16 protein-coding genes are annotated in these 18,728 nt (G+C 64.9%); 13 read left to right on the top strand and 3 right to left on the bottom strand.

The genetic code is table 11. The features are described 5' to 3' along the window. Positions 1–51 precede the first annotated feature (51 nt). On the bottom strand, positions 52–1,056 hold the full coding sequence (locus KR541_RS13620; protein WP_209928301.1) for a helix-turn-helix domain-containing protein: 1,005 nt from the start codon (positions 1,054–1,056) through the stop codon (positions 52–54). A 152-nt stretch (positions 1,057–1,208) separates the two neighbouring features. Between KR541_RS13620 and KR541_RS13615 the strand changes: the two genes are divergently transcribed. Next, on the top strand, positions 1,209–1,874 hold the full coding sequence (locus KR541_RS13615) for a cysteine hydrolase family protein (protein WP_089488932.1): 666 nt from the start codon (positions 1,209–1,211) through the stop codon (positions 1,872–1,874). 37 nt (positions 1,875–1,911) lie between these two features. On the opposite strand, the gene KR541_RS13610 is transcribed toward KR541_RS13615, so the two are convergent. Then, the gene (locus KR541_RS13610; RefSeq protein WP_050014522.1) at positions 1,912–2,553 is read right to left on the bottom strand and encodes a TetR family transcriptional regulator; all 642 of its coding nucleotides are present in this window, start codon (positions 2,551–2,553) and stop codon (positions 1,912–1,914) included. Between the two features lie 408 nt (positions 2,554–2,961). Between KR541_RS13610 and KR541_RS13605 the strand changes: the two genes are divergently transcribed. The 7 genes from KR541_RS13605 to KR541_RS13575 all read left to right on the top strand — a co-directional run bounded on the left by KR541_RS13605 (position 2,962) and on the right by KR541_RS13575 (position 11,798). Then, positions 2,962–4,236, top strand: coding sequence for an efflux RND transporter periplasmic adaptor subunit (locus KR541_RS13605; RefSeq protein WP_089488777.1), 1,275 nt, complete (start codon positions 2,962–2,964; stop codon positions 4,234–4,236). Between the two features lie 15 nt (positions 4,237–4,251). After that, positions 4,252–7,452 carry an efflux RND transporter permease BpeB gene (bpeB, locus tag KR541_RS13600; RefSeq protein ID WP_060734073.1) on the top strand — a complete coding sequence of 1,067 codons (3,201 nt, stop codon included), beginning with the start codon at positions 4,252–4,254 and terminating at the stop codon, positions 7,450–7,452. After that, on the top strand, positions 7,452–8,969 hold the full coding sequence (locus KR541_RS13595) for an efflux transporter outer membrane subunit (RefSeq protein WP_176016111.1): 1,518 nt from the start codon (positions 7,452–7,454) through the stop codon (positions 8,967–8,969). The genes bpeB and KR541_RS13595 overlap by 1 nt, the downstream gene beginning before the upstream one ends. 484 nt (positions 8,970–9,453) lie before the next feature. Beyond that, the gene (locus KR541_RS13590) at positions 9,454–10,131 is read left to right on the top strand and encodes a PAAR domain-containing protein (RefSeq protein WP_050018263.1); all 678 of its coding nucleotides are present in this window, start codon (positions 9,454–9,456) and stop codon (positions 10,129–10,131) included. Next, entirely contained in the window at positions 10,128–10,682 is a 555-nt protein-coding gene (locus tag KR541_RS13585) for a PAAR domain-containing protein (protein WP_050018264.1), read from the top strand. The genes KR541_RS13590 and KR541_RS13585 overlap by 4 nt, the downstream gene beginning before the upstream one ends. Further along, on the top strand, positions 10,679–11,332 hold the full coding sequence (locus tag KR541_RS13580; RefSeq protein WP_089488775.1) for a M35 family metalloendopeptidase: 654 nt from the start codon (positions 10,679–10,681) through the stop codon (positions 11,330–11,332). The genes KR541_RS13585 and KR541_RS13580 overlap by 4 nt, the downstream gene beginning before the upstream one ends. Positions 11,333–11,357: 25 nt before the next feature. Continuing rightward, a complete protein-coding gene (locus tag KR541_RS13575; protein WP_124631677.1) occupies positions 11,358–11,798 on the top strand; it encodes an OmpA family protein in 441 nt (146 codons plus the stop codon). Between the two features lie 247 nt (positions 11,799–12,045). Here KR541_RS13575 and KR541_RS13570 read toward each other — a convergent pair whose 3' ends face one another. Next, positions 12,046–13,422: a nucleobase:cation symporter-2 family protein gene (locus KR541_RS13570; RefSeq protein WP_050016976.1), complete on the bottom strand. Its 1,377-nt coding sequence runs from the start codon at positions 13,420–13,422 to the stop codon at positions 12,046–12,048. 439 nt (positions 13,423–13,861) lie between these two features. On the opposite strand from KR541_RS13570, the gene KR541_RS13565 reads away from it, so the two are divergent. The 5 genes from KR541_RS13565 (at position 13,862) to KR541_RS13545 (ending at position 18,707) form a co-directional block, all read left to right on the top strand. Continuing rightward, complete coding sequence (locus KR541_RS13565) at positions 13,862–15,343, top strand: xylulokinase (RefSeq protein WP_216089586.1); 1,482 nt, start codon at positions 13,862–13,864, stop codon at positions 15,341–15,343. Positions 15,344–15,558: 215 nt separating this feature from the next. After that, entirely contained in the window at positions 15,559–16,665 is a 1,107-nt protein-coding gene (locus KR541_RS13560) for an S-(hydroxymethyl)glutathione dehydrogenase/class III alcohol dehydrogenase (RefSeq protein ID WP_006483756.1), read from the top strand. A 16-nt stretch (positions 16,666–16,681) separates the two neighbouring features. After that, positions 16,682–17,530: an S-formylglutathione hydrolase gene (gene fghA / locus KR541_RS13555; protein WP_124654457.1), complete on the top strand. Its 849-nt coding sequence runs from the start codon at positions 16,682–16,684 to the stop codon at positions 17,528–17,530. A 203-nt stretch (positions 17,531–17,733) separates the two neighbouring features. After that, a complete protein-coding gene (locus tag KR541_RS13550) occupies positions 17,734–18,393 on the top strand; it encodes a hypothetical protein (RefSeq protein WP_089488771.1) in 660 nt (219 codons plus the stop codon). A gap of 17 nt (positions 18,394–18,410) precedes the next feature. Continuing rightward, positions 18,411–18,707, top strand: coding sequence for a hypothetical protein (locus tag KR541_RS13545; protein ID WP_050016983.1), 297 nt, complete (start codon positions 18,411–18,413; stop codon positions 18,705–18,707). Positions 18,708–18,728 lie beyond the last annotated feature (21 nt).

Below are 18,728 nucleotides of genomic sequence, written 5' to 3'. Positions count from 1 at the left end.
GCGGTCGCCCGGTTCCGCGTCACGGCCTGCGTCGCGCCCGCACGGCGCGTATCACCGTCCCGCGTCGTTACCGGCGCCGGCGCCGCGAAATTCCCTTCGATATGCAGACGGCGACGTGCCGAGCGCGCCCGCGAAACGCTGGCGCAGCGACACGCTCGAGCCGTAGCCGGCCGCCTGCGCGATCGCGTCGATCGATTGTCCGGTGGTTTCGAGCAGATGCTGCGCGCGCGCGAGCCGCTCGGCCTGCAGCCACGCGGTGACGGTCGTGCCCGTCGCCTGGCGGAAGTGACGCGTGAACGTGCGCCGACTCATCAGCACGCGTTCGGCGAGCGAATCGACGCTATGCGCGGCGTCGAGATGGGCGCGCACCCAATCGAGCAGGCCCGCGAGCCGCGCATCGCGCGGGTGCGCGGCGACCGGTTGCGGCACGTACTGGGCCTGGCCGCCCTGGCGGTGCGGCGGGATCACGAGGCGGCGCGCGATCCGGTTCGCGGCGTCCGAGCCGAAGCGTCGCCGCACGACGTGCAGGCAGCAGTCGAGGCCTGCCGCCGTGCCGGCCGACGTCATCAGATTGCCGTCGCCTACGTACAGCACGTCGGGATCGAGTCGCACGCGCGGAAAGCGCTGCGCGAAATCGTCGGCCCACGCCCAGTGCGTGGTGGCCGGGCGGCCGTCGAGCAGCCCCGCCGCGGCGAGCACGTACGCGCCGAGGCACAGGCCGACGAGCTCGGCGCCGCGCGCGGCGACCGCGCGCACCGCATCGAGCAGCGCGTCGGGCGGCGTTTCGTCCGGGTCGCGCCACGAAGGCACGATGACGATGTCCGCATCGTCGAGCGCGTCGAGCCCGTACGGCGCGGTGATCGTGAAGCCGCCCGTGGTCGCGAGCGGGCCGCGCTCGGCCGAGCAGACGCGGAATTCGAACACGGGCGACACGGCCGCGTCGCGTTCCTTGCCGAACACGACCGATGGCACCGACAGATGGAACGGGCTGATGCCGTCGTACGCGATCACGGCGACGACGGTCGGAGCGGACGGGGACGAGGCGACGGCGGGCATGGCGGACTCCGGAACGGCGATGGCCCGATTTTATCGAAGAATGGCTATCGGGCCACTATCGACGCACGCCATGCGGCCCGACAATGCATCGCATCGCACTGCTGGCCGCCCCGCTCCGGGGCGGGGCAGCGCCTCCCGACCAGGAGCTCGCCATGTCGAATGCCGCCTCGCATTCCGCTTCCCGTCCCGCCCACCGCCGCGCGCTGATCGTGATCGACGTGCAGAACGAATACGTGACGGGCAACCTGCCGATCGAATATCCGCCGCTCGACGTGTCGCTCGCGAACATCGGCCGTGCGATCGACGCCGCGCACACGGCCGGCGTGCCGGTGATCGTGGTGCAGCACGTCGCGCCGGCGGGCGCGCCGATTTTCGCGCCCGGCAGCGACGGCGTCGCGCTGCACGCGGTGGTCGCGAGCCGGCCGTACGCGCATCGGATCGAGAAGGCGCAGGCAAGCTCGTTCGCCGGCACCGATCTCGCCGCGTGGCTCGACGCGCACGGGATCGACACGCTCGCGGTGGCCGGCTACATGACGCACAACTGCAATGCGTCGACGGTCTATCACGCGGCGCATGCGGGGCTGAAGGTCGAGTACCTGGACGACGCGACGGGCACGCTGCCCTACGAGAACGAAGCGGGCGCGGTGAGCGCCGAAGAGATTCACCGCGCGTACGGGGTGGTGTTCCAGTCGAATTTCGCGGCGGTGATGTCGACCGACGCGTGGATCGCGGGACTGGCCGGCGCGCCGATGCCGGCGCGCGATTCGGTGGCCGCGTCGAACCGGCGGGCCCGCGCGCGGCGCGCGAAGGCGGCCTGACCCCGCGCGTCGACGGGGCGTGCGACGCGCCGCGCGGTCAGTCGCCGTCCTTCAGCATCGCCGGGCTGTAGCGCAGCATGTCGAAGCAGCCGTCGACGAGCTTTTCCGCATGCTGCTCGGCGTCGATCTCGTCGGGCAGCATCAGCATGTCGCGCACGAAGCCGCTGACGAGCGTGTGCAGCATCAGCGTCGCGCGCCACGTGTCGAGCCGCTCGGGCAGCAGCTTGAGCCCCACGGCCACCGCGAGATCGGCGTCGATCATGTGCAGCGCCTCGCTCATCCCCGCGCGGTTGCGCTGGAGCAGCGGCTCCATGTCCGCGACGTATTCGCACTTCATGAACATGATGCTGAACACGCGCCGCAGCTGCGGGTCGCGCTGCACGCCGAGCAGGCACCAGATCAGGATCTGGCGCACCTTATCGAGCGGATTGCCGCCCGGCGCGTCGAGCGGCATCCGCTTCAGTTCGTCGATCGGCAGGAGCACGCGGTTGAACATCGCATCGAACAGTTCGCTCTTGTTCGCGAAATGCCAGTAGATCGCGCCGCGCGTCACGCCGGCGTGCTGGGCGATGTCCGCGAGCGACGTGTGCGACACGCCTTTCTCGAAGAACACGTGTTCGGCGGCGTCGAGAATGCGATTGCGCGTCTCGAGCGCCTCCTCCTTGGTACGTCTGACCATGTGCAGGCCTGATTGGATCGATCGTCGGTGAATAGAGGGTCGCCACCCCTCGTCGCCGTCATGCAGACGGGCTATGCTTGCTTCCGGTAACAATTCGTAAGACTGGACAGCCGGCGGCGTACAAACGGGCTTTTTACATACATTCGTGAATGTATATACAATACCACCCTACGATCGAATGACCCAAGTGGCAATCAGTTAATATCCCACTCTGCTGATTCCCGCCCTAGTACTTGTCCGCAGTTCGCGGCGTCCCGTCGGCACGGAGGTCTCGTGCCGACTTGCTGTATCCAGCAGTCTCTAGCAGTCCAGTAATTCAGGTGTTCGATCAGCGCCGCGAGGCGCATCCGTGTTGCGCTCCGCTCGGGCGCGGCACTTATTCCATTGGTTATACACAGAGGTCGCTCCATGCGCGTCGAACGGGTTCCATACCGCTTAATCACTGTCGCGACGGCCGCCGTTTTCCTGGCCGCGTGCGGGAAAAAAGAATCGGCACCGCCGCCGCAAACGCCGGAAGTCGGCGTCGTCACCGTCCAGCCGCAAGCCGTACCGGTCTTCACCGACCTGCCGGGCCGCACCAGTGCATTCCTCGTCGCGCAGGTCCGCGCGCGGGTCGACGGCATCGTGCTGCGCCGCGAATTCACCGAAGGCACCGACGTCAAGGCCGGTCAGCGTCTCTACAAGATCGATCCGGCGCCGTACATCGCCGCGCTGAACAGCGCGAAGGCGACGCTCGCGAAGGCGCAGGCGAACCTCGTCACGCAGAACGCGCTGGTCGCGCGCTACAAGGTGCTGGTCGCCGCGAACGCGGTCAGCAAGCAAGACTACGACAACGCGGTCGCCACGCAAGGCCAGGCCGCTGCGGACGTCGCGGCCGGCAAGGCGGCGGTCGACACCGCGCAGATCAACCTCGGCTATACGGACGTCGTGTCGCCGATCAGCGGCCGCGTCGGCATCTCGCAGGTGACGCCGGGCGCATACGTGCAGGCGAGCCAGGCGACGCTGATGTCGACGGTGCAGCAGCTCGATCCGGTGTACGTCGACCTCACGCAGTCGAGCCTCGAAGGGCTGAAGCTGCGTCAGGACGTGCAGAGCGGCCGCCTGAAGACGAGCGGCCCGGGCGCGGCGAAGGTGTCGCTGATCCTCGAAGACGGCAAGACCTATTCGGAAGCCGGCAAGCTGCAGTTCTCGGACGTGACGGTCGACCAGACCACCGGCTCGGTGACGATCCGCGCGGTGTTCCCGAACCCGGGCCGCGTGCTGCTGCCGGGGATGTTCGTGCGCGCACGGATCGAGGAAGGCGTGAACGAGAACGCGTTCCTGGTGCCGCAGATCGGCGTCACGCATGACCAGAAGGGCCAGGCGATCGCGATGGTGGTGAACGCCAGCAACAAGGTCGAGCCGCGTCCGCTGAAGACCACCGGCATGCAAGGCCCGAACTGGGTCGTCGAAGGCGGTCTGCAGGCAGGAGATCACGTGATCGTGCAAGGCGTCGACAAGGTGCGCCCGGGCGCGACCGTGAAGACGGTCCCCGCGCAGCTCGCTCCGGCGGCCGATGCCGCCTCGGGTGCTGCTGCCCCCGCCGCGCCGGCCGCCGCCGGGTCCGGCGCCGCTGCCGCTTCCGGTGCCGCCGCATCGGGCGCCGCGCCGGCGAGTGCTGCCGCTGCCTCGAGCGCGAAATAACAGGGAGCCTGTTTCATGGCAAAGTTTTTTATCGATCGCCCGATCTTCGCGTGGGTGATCGCCATCATCCTGATGCTGGCCGGGGTTGCGGCGATCTTCACGCTGCCGATCTCGCAGTATCCGACGATCGCGCCGCCATCGATCCAGATCACCGCGAACTACCCGGGCGCTTCCGCGAAGACGGTGGAAGACACGGTGACGCAGGTGATCGAGCAGCAGATGAGCGGTCTCGACAACTTCCTGTACATGTCGTCGACGAGTGACGACTCGGGCAACGCAACGATCACGCTGACCTTCGCGCCGGGCACCAACGCCGACATTGCGCAGGTCCAGGTGCAGAACAAGCTGTCGCTCGCGACGCCGGTTCTGCCGCAGGTCGTGCAGCAGCTCGGTCTGTCGGTCACGAAGTCGAGCAGCAGCTTCCTGCTGGTGCTCGCCTTCAACTCCGAAGACGGCAGCATGAACAAGTACGACCTCGCGAACTTCGTGGCGTCGCACGTGAAGGATCCGATCAGCCGGCTGAACGGCGTCGGTACCGTCACGCTGTTCGGCTCGCAGTACGCGATGCGGATCTGGCTCGATCCGAACCGCCTGACCAACTACGGCCTCACGCCGGTCGACGTCAGCTCGGCGATCACCGCGCAGAACGTGCAGATCGCGGGCGGCCAGATCGGCGGCACGCCGGCCAAGCCCGGCACCGTGCTGCAGGCGACGATCACCGAATCGACGCTGCTGCAGACGCCCGAGCAGTTCGGCAACATCCTGCTGAAGGTCAACCAGGACGGCTCGCAGGTTCGCCTGAAGGACGTCGCGCAGATCGGCCTCGGCGGCGAAAACTACAACTTCGACACGAAGTACAACGGTCAGCCGACCGCGGCACTCGGTATCCAGCTCGCGACCAACGCGAACGCGCTCGCGACCGCGAAGGCCGTGCGCGCGAAGATCGACGAGCTCGCACCGTTCTTCCCGCACGGCCTCGTCGTCAAGTATCCGTACGACACGACGCCGTTCGTGAAGCTGTCGATCGAGGAAGTGGTCAAGACGCTGCTCGAAGGTATCGTGCTCGTGTTCCTCGTGATGTATCTGTTCCTGCAGAACCTGCGGGCGACGATCATCCCGACGATCGCGGTGCCGGTCGTGCTGCTCGGTACGTTCGCGATCATGTCGATGGTCGGCTTCTCGATCAACACGCTGTCGATGTTCGGCCTCGTGCTCGCGATCGGCCTGCTGGTCGACGATGCGATCGTGGTGGTCGAGAACGTCGAGCGCGTGATGGCCGAAGAAGGGCTGTCGCCGAAGGAGGCGACCCGCAAGGCGATGGGCCAGATCACCGGCGCACTCGTCGGCGTGGCGCTCGTGCTGTCGGCGGTGTTCGTGCCGGTCGCGTTTTCCGGCGGGTCGGTCGGCGCGATCTATCGTCAGTTCTCGCTGACGATCGTGTCGGCGATGGTGCTGTCGGTGCTGGTCGCGTTGATTCTGACGCCGGCACTGTGCGCGACGATCCTCAAGCCGATCCCGCAAGGGCATCACGAGGAGAAGAAGGGCTTCTTCGGCTGGTTCAACCGCACGTTCAACACCAGCCGCGACAAGTACCACGTCGGCGTGCACCACGTGATCAAGCGCTCGGGCCGCTGGCTCATCATCTATCTGGTCGTGATCGTCGCGGTCGGGCTGCTGTTCGTGCGCCTGCCGAAGTCGTTCCTGCCCGATGAAGACCAGGGCCTGATGTTCGTGATCGTGCAGACGCCGTCGGGTTCGACGCAGGAAACGACCGCGAAGACGCTCGCGAACATTTCCGACTACCTGCTGAAGGACGAGAAGGAAATCGTCGAATCGGCGTTCACGGTCAACGGCTTCAGCTTCGCGGGCCGCGGCCAGAACTCCGGTCTCGTGTTCGTCCGCTTGAAGGACTATTCGCAGCGTCAGCATGCGAACCAGAAGGTGCAGGCGCTGATCGGCCGGATGTTCGGGCGTTACGGGAGCTACAAGGACGCGCTCGTGATTCCGTTCAACCCGCCGTCGATTCCGGAACTCGGTACCGCTGCCGGCTTCGACTTCGAGCTGACGGACAACGCCGGTCTCGGCCACGACGCGCTGATGGCCGCGCGTAACCAGCTGCTCGGGATGGCTTCGAAGGATCCGACGCTGCAGGGTGTCCGTCCGAACGGCCTGAACGACACGCCGCAGTACAAGGTCGACATCGACCGCGAGAAGGCGAATGCGCTGGGCGTGACGGCGGATGCGATCGACCAGACGTTCTCGATCGCGTGGGCGTCGAAGTACGTGAACAACTTCCTCGACACCGACGGCCGGATCAAGAAGGTGTACGTGCAGGCCGACGCGCCGTTCCGGATGACGCCGGAAGACATGAACATCTGGTACGTGCGCAACGGGTCGGGCGGGATGGTGCCGTTCAGCGCGTTCGCGACCGGTCACTGGACGTACGGTTCGCCGAAGCTCGAGCGCTACAACGGCGTGTCGGCGATGGAAATCCAGGGCCAGGCCGCACCGGGCAAGTCGACCGGTCAGGCGATGGCCGCGATGGAAACGCTCGCGAAGAAGCTGCCGGTCGGTATCGGCTATTCGTGGACGGGCCTGTCGTTCCAGGAAATCCAGTCCGGTTCGCAGGCGCCGATCCTGTACGCGATCTCGATTCTCGTCGTGTTCCTGTGTCTCGCGGCGCTGTATGAAAGCTGGTCGATTCCGTTCTCGGTGATCATGGTCGTGCCGCTCGGCGTGATCGGTGCGCTGCTCGCGGCCACGATGCGCGGCCTCGAGAACGACGTGTTCTTCCAGGTCGGCCTGCTGACCACCGTGGGCTTGTCCGCGAAGAACGCGATCCTGATCGTCGAGTTCGCGCGCGAACTGCAGCAGACGGAGAAGATGGGGCCGATCGAGGCCGCGCTGGAAGCGGCGCGCCTGCGGCTGCGTCCAATCCTGATGACGTCGCTCGCGTTCATTCTCGGCGTGATGCCGCTCGCGATCAGCAACGGCGCGGGTTCGGCCAGCCAGCACGCGATCGGTACGGGCGTGATCGGCGGGATGATCACGGCGACGTTCCTCGCGATCTTCATGATCCCGATGTTCTTCGTGAAGATCCGTGCGATCTTCAGCGGCGAGAAGGAAGATGCCGACGAGGCGCTGCGCCTGGCTCAGGAGCACTCGCACCACGAAGAGAAGCCGGGCAACGGCGACCAAGGCAACAAGGGACAGTGATGATGCAAAAACACGCTTTGACTGCAATCGCAGTCGCGCTCTTTGCCGCGGGCTGCACGATGGCGCCGCATTACACGCGGCCCGACGCGCCCGTCGCGCAGGCGTACCCGGCCGGCGGCGTCTACGCGACGCAGCCGGGCGCGGCCGGCGCGCGCAGCGCGAACGGCCAGGCGGCGACTGCCATCGGCTGGCGCGAGTTCTTCGTCGATCCGCGCCTGCAGCGGCTGATCGAGATCGCGCTGAAAAACAACCGCGACCTGCGCGTGTCGGTGCTGAACGTCGAGGCCGCGCGTGCGCAGTACCAGATCACGCGTGCGGGGCTGTTCCCGACGCTCGACGGGACGGGCACGGGCAGCATCCAGCGCGTGCCGCAGGGTCTTTCGCAGACCGGTGCGCCGTACATCTCGCGCGCCTACAACGTCGGATTGTCGGCGTCGTGGGAGCTCGATCTGTTCGGCCGCGTGCAGAGCCTGAAGGACCAGGCGCTCGCGCAGTACCTGTCGACGTCGTACGCACGGCAGGCGTCGGAGATCTCGCTGGTGTCGCAGGTGGCCGATCAGTACCTGACGCTGCTGTCGACCGATGACCTGCTGAAGGTCACGGAGGACACGCTGAAGACCGCGCAGGCGTCGTACGACCTGACCAAGCTGCAATTCGACAACGGCACGGGCTCCGAGCTCGAGCTGCGTCAGGCGCAGACGGTAGTCGAGACGGCGCTCGCGAACCAGCAGGCGCAGGCACGTGCGCGCGCACAGGCGCTGAACGCGCTGGTGCTGCTGATCGGCGAGCCGCTGCCGGACGATCTGCCGGCGGGCATGCCGCTCGACGCGCAGAACCTGCTGACGGACGTGCCGGCCGGGTTGCCGTCGGATCTGCTGACGCGTCGTCCGGACGTGATGCAGGCCGAGCAGACGCTGCTGGCCGCGAACGCGAACATCGGCGCGGCGCGCGCGGCGTTCTTCCCGAAGATCTCGCTGACGGGCGCGTTCGGCACCGGCAGCCCGACGCTGGGCGGCCTGTTCAAGGCCGGCACGGCGGCGTGGTCGTTCGCGCCGCAGATCACGATGCCGATCTTCGAAGGCGGTCAGAACATCGCGAACCTGAATCTCGCGCATGTGCAGAAGCGCATCGAGATCGCGAACTACGAGAAGGCGATCCAGTCGGCGTTCCGCGAAGTGTCGGACGGGCTTGCCGCACGCGGCACGTACGATCAGCAGATCGCGGCATTGGAGCGCAACGAGCACGCGCAGCAGCGTCGCTTCGACCTGTCGGACCTGCGTTACAAGAACGGTGTGGACAGCTATCTGTCGGTGCTGACCGCGCAGACGGATCTGTACTCCGCGCAGCAGTCGCTGATCAGCGCGCGCCTGGCGCGCTGGACGAACCTGGTCGATCTGTACCGCGCACTCGGCGGTGGGTGGATCCAGCGCGCCGGCGAAGCGCCGCGCGCACCGGATGCACCGGTCGACTACGACAAGGCGGCGGCTCCGGCGCCTGCGTCGGCGACGAACGGGTAACATGCGGTAATCCTGCCTGCGTGCGGTCGCTTCGCGCGCAGGCAGGACGTTGTTAGTCCTGTCGCAAGCTGGCCGTTACGAACGATGCGAAGCGTAACGAAGGAAACGTAAGGCTCGTCCATGATTGTTGGTCCTTAAGTGCGCGGTAACCTCGCGTGGGAGTGCTGCGGCGATCCACGCGGGACACGCGTCTACATCTGCAGCGGGCGCGAAATCCAGGGGCCGGGCGCCGTCGAGCACGACGCATACGGACTAACCGTGCAGATTCTCGTTTCGCCCAATCGATGATCATCCCTCTCCGGTAGCCTGTCGCCCGGCCGCCAAATCCCCGCTCATTTCGCCCAACTCAGGCTCATTTGCTGTTGGACGGTCTTTATAACGATTAGTTATACGAAATTCGAACTCGTCTGATTGGTTCTTTTTTCTCGTCCGTGCAAATTGTGCATGGAGCATTTCTCACCCATTGTCGAGAAAGGAAATCCGGATGAAGAGCGAGCAGACTGCACCGCCCGATCTTTTTGCCACCATCGGCGCGCTCACTGAGCGCGGTGGGCGGGTAACCGAGGCTACGAGCGGCCTCACAGTCGCCGGGCTTGTCGTTGCCCGTGTTGGCGATGTCGTCACTTACGAGGATGGCAGCGAGGCCGTCATCGTGGATGGTGCAGGCGAATATGCGATTTGCAGCGACAAGCCGTTTGCGCTGGTGGGTAGCAGGTTGAGCAACGGCGATCGTATCGTCGAAACGCTTCAGCGGTTGTCGGGAATTCACGTACCGGTTGGCGAAACGGCCGGAGGGTTGTTTAACGAGGATTATGCGCCGCCGCCTGCACTGCCGCGATACAGGTTGGCTGTACGAGGAGCCACGACCGCGCGAGGCGGTGCATTGCGCGAAGCTACCGGCACGTGGGACACCGGCGTTGGGCTTGGCAAGGCTGGCGTCGTGGGTGATCAAATTCACTACGCAGACGGTTCGACCGCGCGAATCATAAGCGGTCTTGGGCTGGTGGATAACGGAGACTTCCAGCCGCTGGCTTTCGTCGGTAGCGAACTGGATAACGGCGACGTCATTACCGATAGCCCTGAGCGTGATGGTCTGGTATCCGCTAACGCCTTCACCGTGGCGAAGCGTCCAACCGTTGTGCATCGAGGCGAGACCTCATGATTCGTTATTTCCTTGCCAAAGGGGATCAGGGCGGCAGCGCCACGATTACAGAAGGATTGGAGGACGTAACCTGTTCCAATCCACCGCCGCGCGTGCAAATCGCAACGCTGTACATGAAGACGTACTGCACGGCATGCAAGCAGGAAGGGTTTGTCGCCCCGGTGGGTCCACGCTGGCCGGGCACAGGGCCAAACGGCAAGCCGTGGGCGTTGAGTGGTGATATCAACGTCTGCGATTGCAAGCCGCCACCGGTTTTCTATGCCGAGCGCGGCATGAAGATGACCTTTGCCGCAGACGAGGTGGCGCGGTTGACGGGCAAGCATGGCTTAGGCGTCGCCCCTGTAAGAAGAGGCACGGCAGTCCACGATCAGCAGTTCGTTATTCGCAACAAGAAGTCCAGGAAACCTGTTGTTGGCGCGCGGTATTGGATCACAAATTGCCGTGGCGACGTGCTGGCTTCAGGGATTACCGATGCGCAGGGGCATACTGTGCGAGTGATCACGCCGGAGGCCGAATCGGTAAAGCTCGAGGTCATCGGAGAAATAGAATGAGTGACGGCGATCGTGTGGAGATTGCAGAGGCGATGACGGACACGAAAGAAGGTTCGTTGATCGAGGCATTGATATCGAACGGGCCACCCATCTGCCCAAACATGACTGATGCGGAATTTCGCCGTATGGTTCTAACGTTACGCGATAGAGCCGTACAAATGATTGATGTACGGCTCGTAGACTTGCGCAAGTGGGGGGCGGTCGAACGTCAGCGCGTCGCAACGTGGTTTGGCTCAAGCGATGAAACGATTCGGCAACGTCTGACAGTCGGCCTCGCACGAGTCAGTCGGGTGATGCGCGATCTCAAGCCTGGAAATTTTGTTCGCCAATCAGAGGAGCTTGATCGATATCTTGGTTGTACGCCGAATAACAAGGACCCTGATGGTGCCGTCGCGCATGTTTGCACCCCGGACACCGCTACACATACTATTTGTATCCACGAGAATTTTTGTGGGATGCGCCCCATATCCAGTGCAAAGGACTCGATGTTGTCGACACTGATTCATGAGTGCACTCATTTTGCCGACACTTTTGGCGCTCAGGATCATCAATATTTCATGCGCGAGTGCTTGGTATTGGCTCGGACGCGCCCCGATCTCGCAATCGATAATGCGGATAGCATTGCCGGGTATGTTATCTATGAGGATTAGAGGCGGTGTGGCAGCGCGATCCTGGTTGAATCTGATTGGGTCCAACGGAAAATTGATATGGGCATGTATCGCACTCGCATTTTTCTCGGCAGGGACATTCGCCTGCTCCCCAGTCCATACGCTTGATGTTTCGTTTGAAAGAGATTCTGCCAAGGTGTCCGGCGATGAGCTCACAAGGGTGGCCAATTGGGCGATAGACCTTCAACTCAAATATCCCAATCTCGATCGTACGTCTGTCGGTGGCCTTGCCGAAGCTGACGAAAGACAGCCGCACGTGCTGGCTCAACAACGCGCGGAAAGTATCAAGGGGCTTCTAGTCACATTGGGGCTTGGTCGAGCACCTATCGACGTCGACGCCAGGCTTTATAAGTCGCATCATTTGAGCGGTGTGCCGGATAATGGCCGACGAGTAGAAATCGACTTCCTTCCCGGTTGCCCGCATGAATGTCCTTGCCAAGTGAAATGAGGCATTGGCCGCGAGCCGCCGCGCAGTGCTGCACATTTTGATGGTGTGCAGCAACCCCTTGCGCACCATGCGGTAAGCGCCGGCCGCCACAAGCCGACGCGTGCTTGGTGTCCGTCATCGCACACCGCACTTCGCACGATCGCTCCGTGCGTCCCCGCCTTTCGCCGTCCCCGCAAAGCAAAACGCCACGGCATGCCGTGGCGTTTTTCGTTACCGCTTCTCCGCGCGGACGCTCGCCGCGAGGCGATCAGTGATGCACGTCAGCGGGCCGCCCGTCGAAATCGTGCCCCGCGCGCCGAATCTCGCAGCGCGCATCCTTTTCGCCTTTCACGCCGTTGAACACGATGTTCAGGATCACGGCGCTGGCCGACGCCAGCAGGATGCCGCTGTGCAGGATCGGCGCGAGCGCGGGCGGCAGCTTCGAGAAGAAGTGCGGCGACACGACCGGCACGAGGCCCATGCCGACGCTCACGGCGACGATGAACAGGTTGTGCGAGTTGTTCACGAAGTCGACCTTCGACAGCACCTTGATGCCGTTCGCGGCGACCATCCCGAACATCACGATGCCCGCGCCGCCGAGCACGAACGGCGGCACCGACGCGACGACCTGCGCCATCTTCGGGAACAGCCCGAGCAGCACGAGGATCACACCGCCAGTCGCGCACACGAAGCGGCTCTTCACGCCCGTCACGCCGATCAGGCCGACGTTCTGCGAGAACGACGTATGCGGAAACGAGTTGAAGATGCCGCCGATCAGCGTGCCGAGGCCGTCGACGCGCAGGCCGCGCACGAGGCGCTCCTGGTTGACCGGGCGATCGACCATGTCGCCGACCGCGAGGAACATGCCGGTCGATTCGATGAACGTGACGAACATCACCGTGACCATCGTCACGATCGACAGCGGGTCGAAGTGCGGCCAGCCGAAGTGGAACGGCATCACGAAGCCGACCCACGGTGCAAGCGACACGCCTTCCGTGTTCACGCGGCCGATCGCGAACGCGATCACGAAGCCGGCGACGATGCCGAGCAGCACCGAGATGTTCGCGATGAAGCCGCGGCCGAACTTGTTGATCAGCAGGATCAGCGTGAGCACGAGCAGCGACAGGCCGAGATAGACGGGGCTGCCGTACTCGGGGTTGCCGACGCCGCCGGCCGCCCAGTTGATGCCGACTTCCATCAGCGACAGCCCGATCACCGCGATCACCGTGCCGACCACCACGGGCGGGAAGAACCGCAACAGCTTGCCGATCGTCGGCGCGAGCACGATGCCGATGATGCCGGCCGCGATGGTCGAACCGAAGATGTCGAGAATGCCGAGGCCCGGGTTCGTGCCGATCGCGATCATCGGACCGACGGCCGCGAACGTGCAGCCCATGATGACCGGCAGGCGGATCCCGAAGATCCACAGGCCGAGCGTCTGGATCAGCGTGGCGATGCCGCACGAAAACAGATCGGCGCTGATCAGGAACGCGATCTGGTCTTTCGGCAGCTTGAGCGCCGCGCCGACGATAAGCGGCACGGCGACGGCGCCGGCGTACATGACGAGGACGTGTTGCAGGCCAAGCGTTACCAGCTTGCCGGTCGGCAGCACCTCATCGCACGGATGGACCGTGTTCGATTGCATCTGTCTCACTCCATGATCTTGTTTTCGGGGTGATACGAAGTTATTCGGAATGAATCCATGCAACAAGAGCACTGGGTTCTATTCCGTTCTTTGCTGGTTCGATATGCCATTTCGGTATGGAACAGGGGGGCGATCATCGGGAAACTGCCGCGGGAGTGAGGTGTACCGGTTTTATAGCGCTTCAAAATAGCGCCGGCCCCCCTGTCAAATATGGGGTGCTTTATGGTGTGTATCGGGCGGGCCGCATAGTGGCAAAAAGCGGTGTTCGGAAATCGTGCCGGGTTAACCCGCGAACGACCGCTTTTGCGTGCAAGGTGCAGCCCGGTGGAACGCGCCGGCCCGACCCCACGGTCGATGCGTCGACGCGGCGGCAAAAAGCGCGGTGCGCATCGCGATCCCGTTATCATCGACATCCGTTCATTCGAATCCCTCTTAGCTCATGCGCCTGCTCGGAATCGACCTCGGCACCGGCTCTGTCAAACTCGTCACGCTCGATGCCGACGGCGTCGAGCGGGCCGTCGCGAGCGAACCTTACGGGTTGTCGTCGCCGCAGCCCGGCTGGGCGGAAATCGCGCCCGACGCGTGGTGGCAGGCGCTCGTGCGCGCGGCCGCGCGGCTGCCGGGCGACGAGCGTGCGCAGGTCGCGGCGATCGGCTTTTCGGGCCAGATGCATGGCGTCGTGCTGATCGACGCGGCCGGCCAGCCGGTGCGGCCCGCGCTGCTGTGGCCCGACACACGCGCGGTGCGCGAGGCGGACGCGGCCGACTGGCCTGCCGCCGGATGGCCCGTCGCCGGATTACCCGTCGCCGGATTGCCCGTCGCCCCGAACCCCGTCGCGCCCGGCATGGCCGGCCCGCTGTTGCGCTGGCTGGCGGCGCACGAACCCGACGCGCTACGCGCCGCGCGCTGGGCCGTGCAGCCGAAGGACTGGCTGCGCATCGCGCTCGGCGGCGACGTGGCGGCCGATCCGAGCGACGCGTGCGCAACGGCGCTCGCGACGCCCGACGGCGCGTGGGACACTGCATTGATCGACACGCTCGGCCTGACGGCCGACCGCTTCGCGCCGGTTCGCGCGTCCACCGCGCGCTGCGGCATGCTCGGCGCGCAGGCCGCCGCCGCGCTCGGCCTGCCGGCCGGCGTGCCGCTCGCGACGGGCGCGGCCGACACCGCATGCGCGGCGCTCGGCAGCGGGCTGGCCGCGGCAGGCGATGCGTTGCTGACGACCGGCAGCGGCGGGCAGATCGTCGTGCTCGCGGATGCGTTGCCGCCCGCGCGGCGCGGCTTGCATCGCTATCGTGCGGCGACGGGCGGCGGCTATTACACGATGGCGGCGATGCAGAACGTCGGGCTCGCGCTCGAAGCCGTGCGCGGCTGGCTCGGCTACGCGCAATGGGCCGATGCGTATGACGACGCGTTCGCGCAGCCGGCGTCCGAGCGGCTGTGCTTCCTGCCGTACCTGACCGGCGAGCGTTCGCCGTGGATGAACCCCGATGCGCGCGGCGGCTGGCTCGGCCTCGGGCTCGGCGACACGCGCGGCGCGATGATGCGCGCCGCGTTCGAGGGCGTCGCGTTCGCGTTGCGCGCGGGGCTCGATGCGATCCGCGATGCCGATCGCCGTGACGCGGTGACGACGCTGCGTCTCGCGGGCGGCGGCTCGGTCGATCCGCGCTGGCGCCAGTTGCTCGCCGATGCGCTCGGCGCGTCGCTGCACGCGATCGATTGCCCGAACGCCGCGACGCGCGGCGCCGCCTTGCTCGCGGGCGTCGCGATCGGGCATTGGCGTGAAGACGCGTTGCGCGCGCTGGCGCCGGCTGCTGCGCCGGTCGCGGCACCGCACGACGACCGCCTGCTGGCCGTACGCCACGCGCGCTTCGTCGATCTGTATGCCCGCACGGATGCATGGTTCACGACGGGCGTTTAAACTCGACCACTTGTTCTTTTGCGCCAGCGATGACGCATCCTGGCAAGCCGGCGACCGTTTCGCGCACGCGATGCGCGGCGGGAGCGGCCATCATGGCGAGCACGATATTCTTGCGCCGTGCCGCGCGGCACGGCTTCGACCGCCTTGCATGAAACCCGGGCCGGCGCCGCACGCCGGCCCGGGCCGATCTCACCGACACACAGAGGAGTGACACGATGAAAACGAAAGCCGCGATTGCATGGAAGGCCGGTGCGCCGCTGACGATCGAGGAAGTCGATCTCGAAGGGCCGCGCGCTGGCGAAGTGCTGATCGAAGTGAAGGCGACGGGCATCTGCCATACCGACTACTACACGCTGTCGGGCGCCGATCCGGAAGGGATCTTCCCGGCGATCCTCGGCCATGAAGGCGCGGGCGTGGTGGTCGACGTCGGCCCCGGCGTTGGCACCGTGAGAAAGGGCGACCACGTGATTCCGCTCTACACGCCCGAATGCCGCGAGTGCAAGTTCTGCCTGTCGCGCAAGACCAACCTGTGCCAGAAGATCCGCGCGACGCAGGGCAAGGGCCTGATGCCGGACGCGACATCGCGCTTCTCGCTCGACGGCAAGCCGCTGTTCCACTACATGGGCACGTCGACGTTCTCGAACTACATCGTCGTGCCGGAGATCGCGGTCGCGAAGGTGCGCGAGGACGCGCCGTTCGACAAGATCTGCTACATCGGCTGCGGCGTGACGACGGGCGTCGGCGCGGTCGTGTACTCGGCGAAGGTCGAGGCCGGCGCGAACGTGGTCGTATTCGGCCTCGGCGGGATCGGCCTGAACGTGATCCAGGGCGCGAAGATGGTCGGCGCGGACAAGATCATCGGCGTGGACATCAACCCGAAGCGCGTCGAGCTCGCGAAGAAGTTCGGGATGACGCACTTCATCAACCCGAACGAAGTCGAGAACGTCGTCGACCACATCGTGCAGCTGACCGACGGCGGCGCCGACTATTCGTTCGAATGCGTCGGCAACGTGAAGCTGATGCGCCAGGCGCTCGAATGCACGCACAAGGGCTGGGGCCAGTCGTTCATCATCGGCGTCGCGGCAGCGGGCGAGGAAATCAGCACGCGTCCGTTCCAGCTGGTGACGGGCCGCGAATGGAAGGGCTCGGCGTTCGGCGGCGCGCGCGGGCGCACCGACGTGCCGAAGATCGTCGACTGGTACATGGAAGGCAAGATCAACATCGACGACCTGATCACGCATACGCTGCCGCTCGAGCGGATCAACGAAGGCTTCGACCTGATGAAGGCCGGCGAGTCGATCCGCTCGGTCGTGCTGTACTGACCGGGAGCGCATCGCCATGCTCGAACTCGTTTCCTCGCATGCGTGCCACGGCGGCGAGCAGCGTTTCTACCGTCACGATTCGGCGGCCATCGGCCTGCCGATGAAGTTCTCGGTGTACGTGCCGCCGCAGGCCGCGCAGGGGCGCGTGCCGGCGCTGTTCTATCTCGCGGGGCTCACGTGCACCGACGAGACGTTCGCGATCAAGGCCGGCGCGCAGCAATACGCGGCGCAGCACGGCATCGCGCTCGTGATGCCCGATACGAGCCCGCGTGGCGCGGGCGTGCCGGGCGAGACCGATGCGTGGGACTTCGGCGTCGGCGCGGGCTTCTACGTCGATGCGACCGAAGCGCCGTGGTCGACGCATTACCGGATGGAGTCGTACGTGACGGGCGAGCTGCGCGAACTCGTCACGGCCGAGCTGCCGATCGACGGCGCGCGGCTCGGCATCTTCGGTCACTCGATGGGCGGGCACGGCGCGCTGACGCTCGCGTTGCGTCATCCGGGCCTGTACCGGTCGGTGTCGGCGTTCGCGCCGATCGCCGCGCCGACGCGCTGCCCGTGGGGCGAGAAGGCGTTCTCCGGTTATCTCGGCGCCGATCGCGATGCGTGGAAGGCGCACGACGCAAGCGAGCTGGTCGCCCGTGCCGATGCGCCGAAGTTCGCGGACGGCATCCTCGTCGATCAGGGGCTCGCCGATCAATTCCTCGCGAACCAGCTGAACCCCGACGTGTTCGAAGCCGCGTGCGCGAAGGCCGGCCAGCCGCTGACGCTGCGCCGCCATCCGGGCTACGACCACGGGTACTACTTCATCTCGACGTTCATCGCCGATCACCTCGCGCATCATGCGCGCGTGCTGGCGCGGTGAGTTGTCCCTGACGCCACGTCGTTGCGCTCCAACGGGCGACGTGGCTGTCATCCATCGTTACGCATTCCACCGGGGCATTCGCCCGGAAAAATCACCTGCCGCCGCAAATTCGTACTCGTTCTATAGGATGCCAAATCGATTCGCCGAATAATGATCGCCGATTCAATCGTGGTGAAATTAATTCGAGCGAGGCTTTGACCTGAATGGGCGACATGGTTTGCGAGGTATCAAACAATTCCCCGAACTGGGGGTTGATCAATCTGTTTGCGTGGAAACTTGTGCCCGAGCGATGGAGTGGTGGCATCAAATACATCCAGGCGTTCAAGGATGCGTGGGTCGTGCACAACAAGTCCCATATCCGAGCAGCAGCGGGGCGCCACCGTCTACCTCGGGAAATGCTCGCGGGCGTATGTTGGATCGAGGTTGGTGGCGACCCTGAATTCATCGATCGCGTTGCATTCGAAGTGCGCACGTTCGACTGGAGTGGTCCGCCGTTCGTCGACAGGCATCTGACACTGACACGTCATCCAGCGATGACATCGTTCGGCCCGGTGAGCATGCAGCTTCGCACGGCCGCACAAACGCTTGGAATGGATCCGTCGCAAATGTCAGCGTCGCAATTTCGGAGTTTGGCCCGCTGCCTTCAACGCGATATTTTTAATATCGATGTGGTTGCGCGTCATCTCGCCCAGTTGGCGAAGCGCGATGGGATCCAATATCCGTTCTCGATGGATCAAATTCGCATCATCGGCGCGCGCTACAACCGAGGAAGTGGGTTGTCTCTCGAGCAAATAAGACAAAATACCAGCTACGGTAACTTCATCGTTACGCATTGGTCGCGCTTCACTCGGCTCATGCAGTAATGCATCAGGATGCAAACATGGCCCGTCTCCTCCGCTTCGTCACTCATGTCGCATGTGTCATCGGATTGCTCGTCGTTATCACGATCACCGGGAACAAGTATGCGTGGATGCATGAAATCGATCCATCCGTCGCGATCGATGCGATCAAGGACGAAGCTGGCGACCATACGCTGGTCAGCTATGCATTGCTCATGGTCGTTGCGATCACACAGGTCGTGTTGCTCGCGAGGTCCAGGGCCACAGGTGCCAAACCCTGGGTCGGGTTCCTGATGCTCGCGGCAACGGCAGTGTGCGCATGGAAAACGATCACGTAACGCCATCCGCACGCATGCGAG

Source organism: Burkholderia sola (assembly GCF_905400185.1).
In the GTDB taxonomy this organism is placed as follows: Bacteria; Pseudomonadota; Gammaproteobacteria; order Burkholderiales; family Burkholderiaceae; genus Burkholderia; species Burkholderia sola.
The sequence above is the reverse complement of the archived record's forward strand: the minus strand, read 5'-3'. Positions and strand labels throughout refer to the sequence as shown.

Bases quoted from the DNA above. Each gene is read 5' to 3' on its own strand.
- KR541_RS13620 (WP_209928301.1), bottom strand. From the start codon at position 1,056: ATGCCCGCCGTCGCCTCGTCCCCGTCCGCTCCGACCGTCGTCGCCGTG.
- KR541_RS13615 (WP_089488932.1), top strand. From the start codon at position 1,209: ATGTCGAATGCCGCCTCGCATTCCGCTTCCCGTCCCGCCCACCGCCGC.
- KR541_RS13610 (WP_050014522.1), bottom strand. From the start codon at position 2,553: ATGGTCAGACGTACCAAGGAGGAGGCGCTCGAGACGCGCAATCGCATT.
- KR541_RS13605 (WP_089488777.1), top strand. From the start codon at position 2,962: ATGCGCGTCGAACGGGTTCCATACCGCTTAATCACTGTCGCGACGGCC.
- bpeB (WP_060734073.1), top strand. From the start codon at position 4,252: ATGGCAAAGTTTTTTATCGATCGCCCGATCTTCGCGTGGGTGATCGCC.
- KR541_RS13595 (WP_176016111.1), top strand. From the start codon at position 7,452: ATGATGCAAAAACACGCTTTGACTGCAATCGCAGTCGCGCTCTTTGCC.
- KR541_RS13590 (WP_050018263.1), top strand. From the start codon at position 9,454: ATGAAGAGCGAGCAGACTGCACCGCCCGATCTTTTTGCCACCATCGGC.
- KR541_RS13585 (WP_050018264.1), top strand. From the start codon at position 10,128: ATGATTCGTTATTTCCTTGCCAAAGGGGATCAGGGCGGCAGCGCCACG.
- KR541_RS13580 (WP_089488775.1), top strand. From the start codon at position 10,679: ATGAGTGACGGCGATCGTGTGGAGATTGCAGAGGCGATGACGGACACG.
- KR541_RS13570 (WP_050016976.1), bottom strand. From the start codon at position 13,422: ATGCAATCGAACACGGTCCATCCGTGCGATGAGGTGCTGCCGACCGGC.
- KR541_RS13565 (WP_216089586.1), top strand. From the start codon at position 13,862: ATGCGCCTGCTCGGAATCGACCTCGGCACCGGCTCTGTCAAACTCGTC.
- KR541_RS13560 (WP_006483756.1), top strand. From the start codon at position 15,559: ATGAAAACGAAAGCCGCGATTGCATGGAAGGCCGGTGCGCCGCTGACG.
- fghA (WP_124654457.1), top strand. From the start codon at position 16,682: ATGCTCGAACTCGTTTCCTCGCATGCGTGCCACGGCGGCGAGCAGCGT.
- KR541_RS13550 (WP_089488771.1), top strand. From the start codon at position 17,734: ATGGGCGACATGGTTTGCGAGGTATCAAACAATTCCCCGAACTGGGGG.
- KR541_RS13545 (WP_050016983.1), top strand. From the start codon at position 18,411: ATGGCCCGTCTCCTCCGCTTCGTCACTCATGTCGCATGTGTCATCGGA.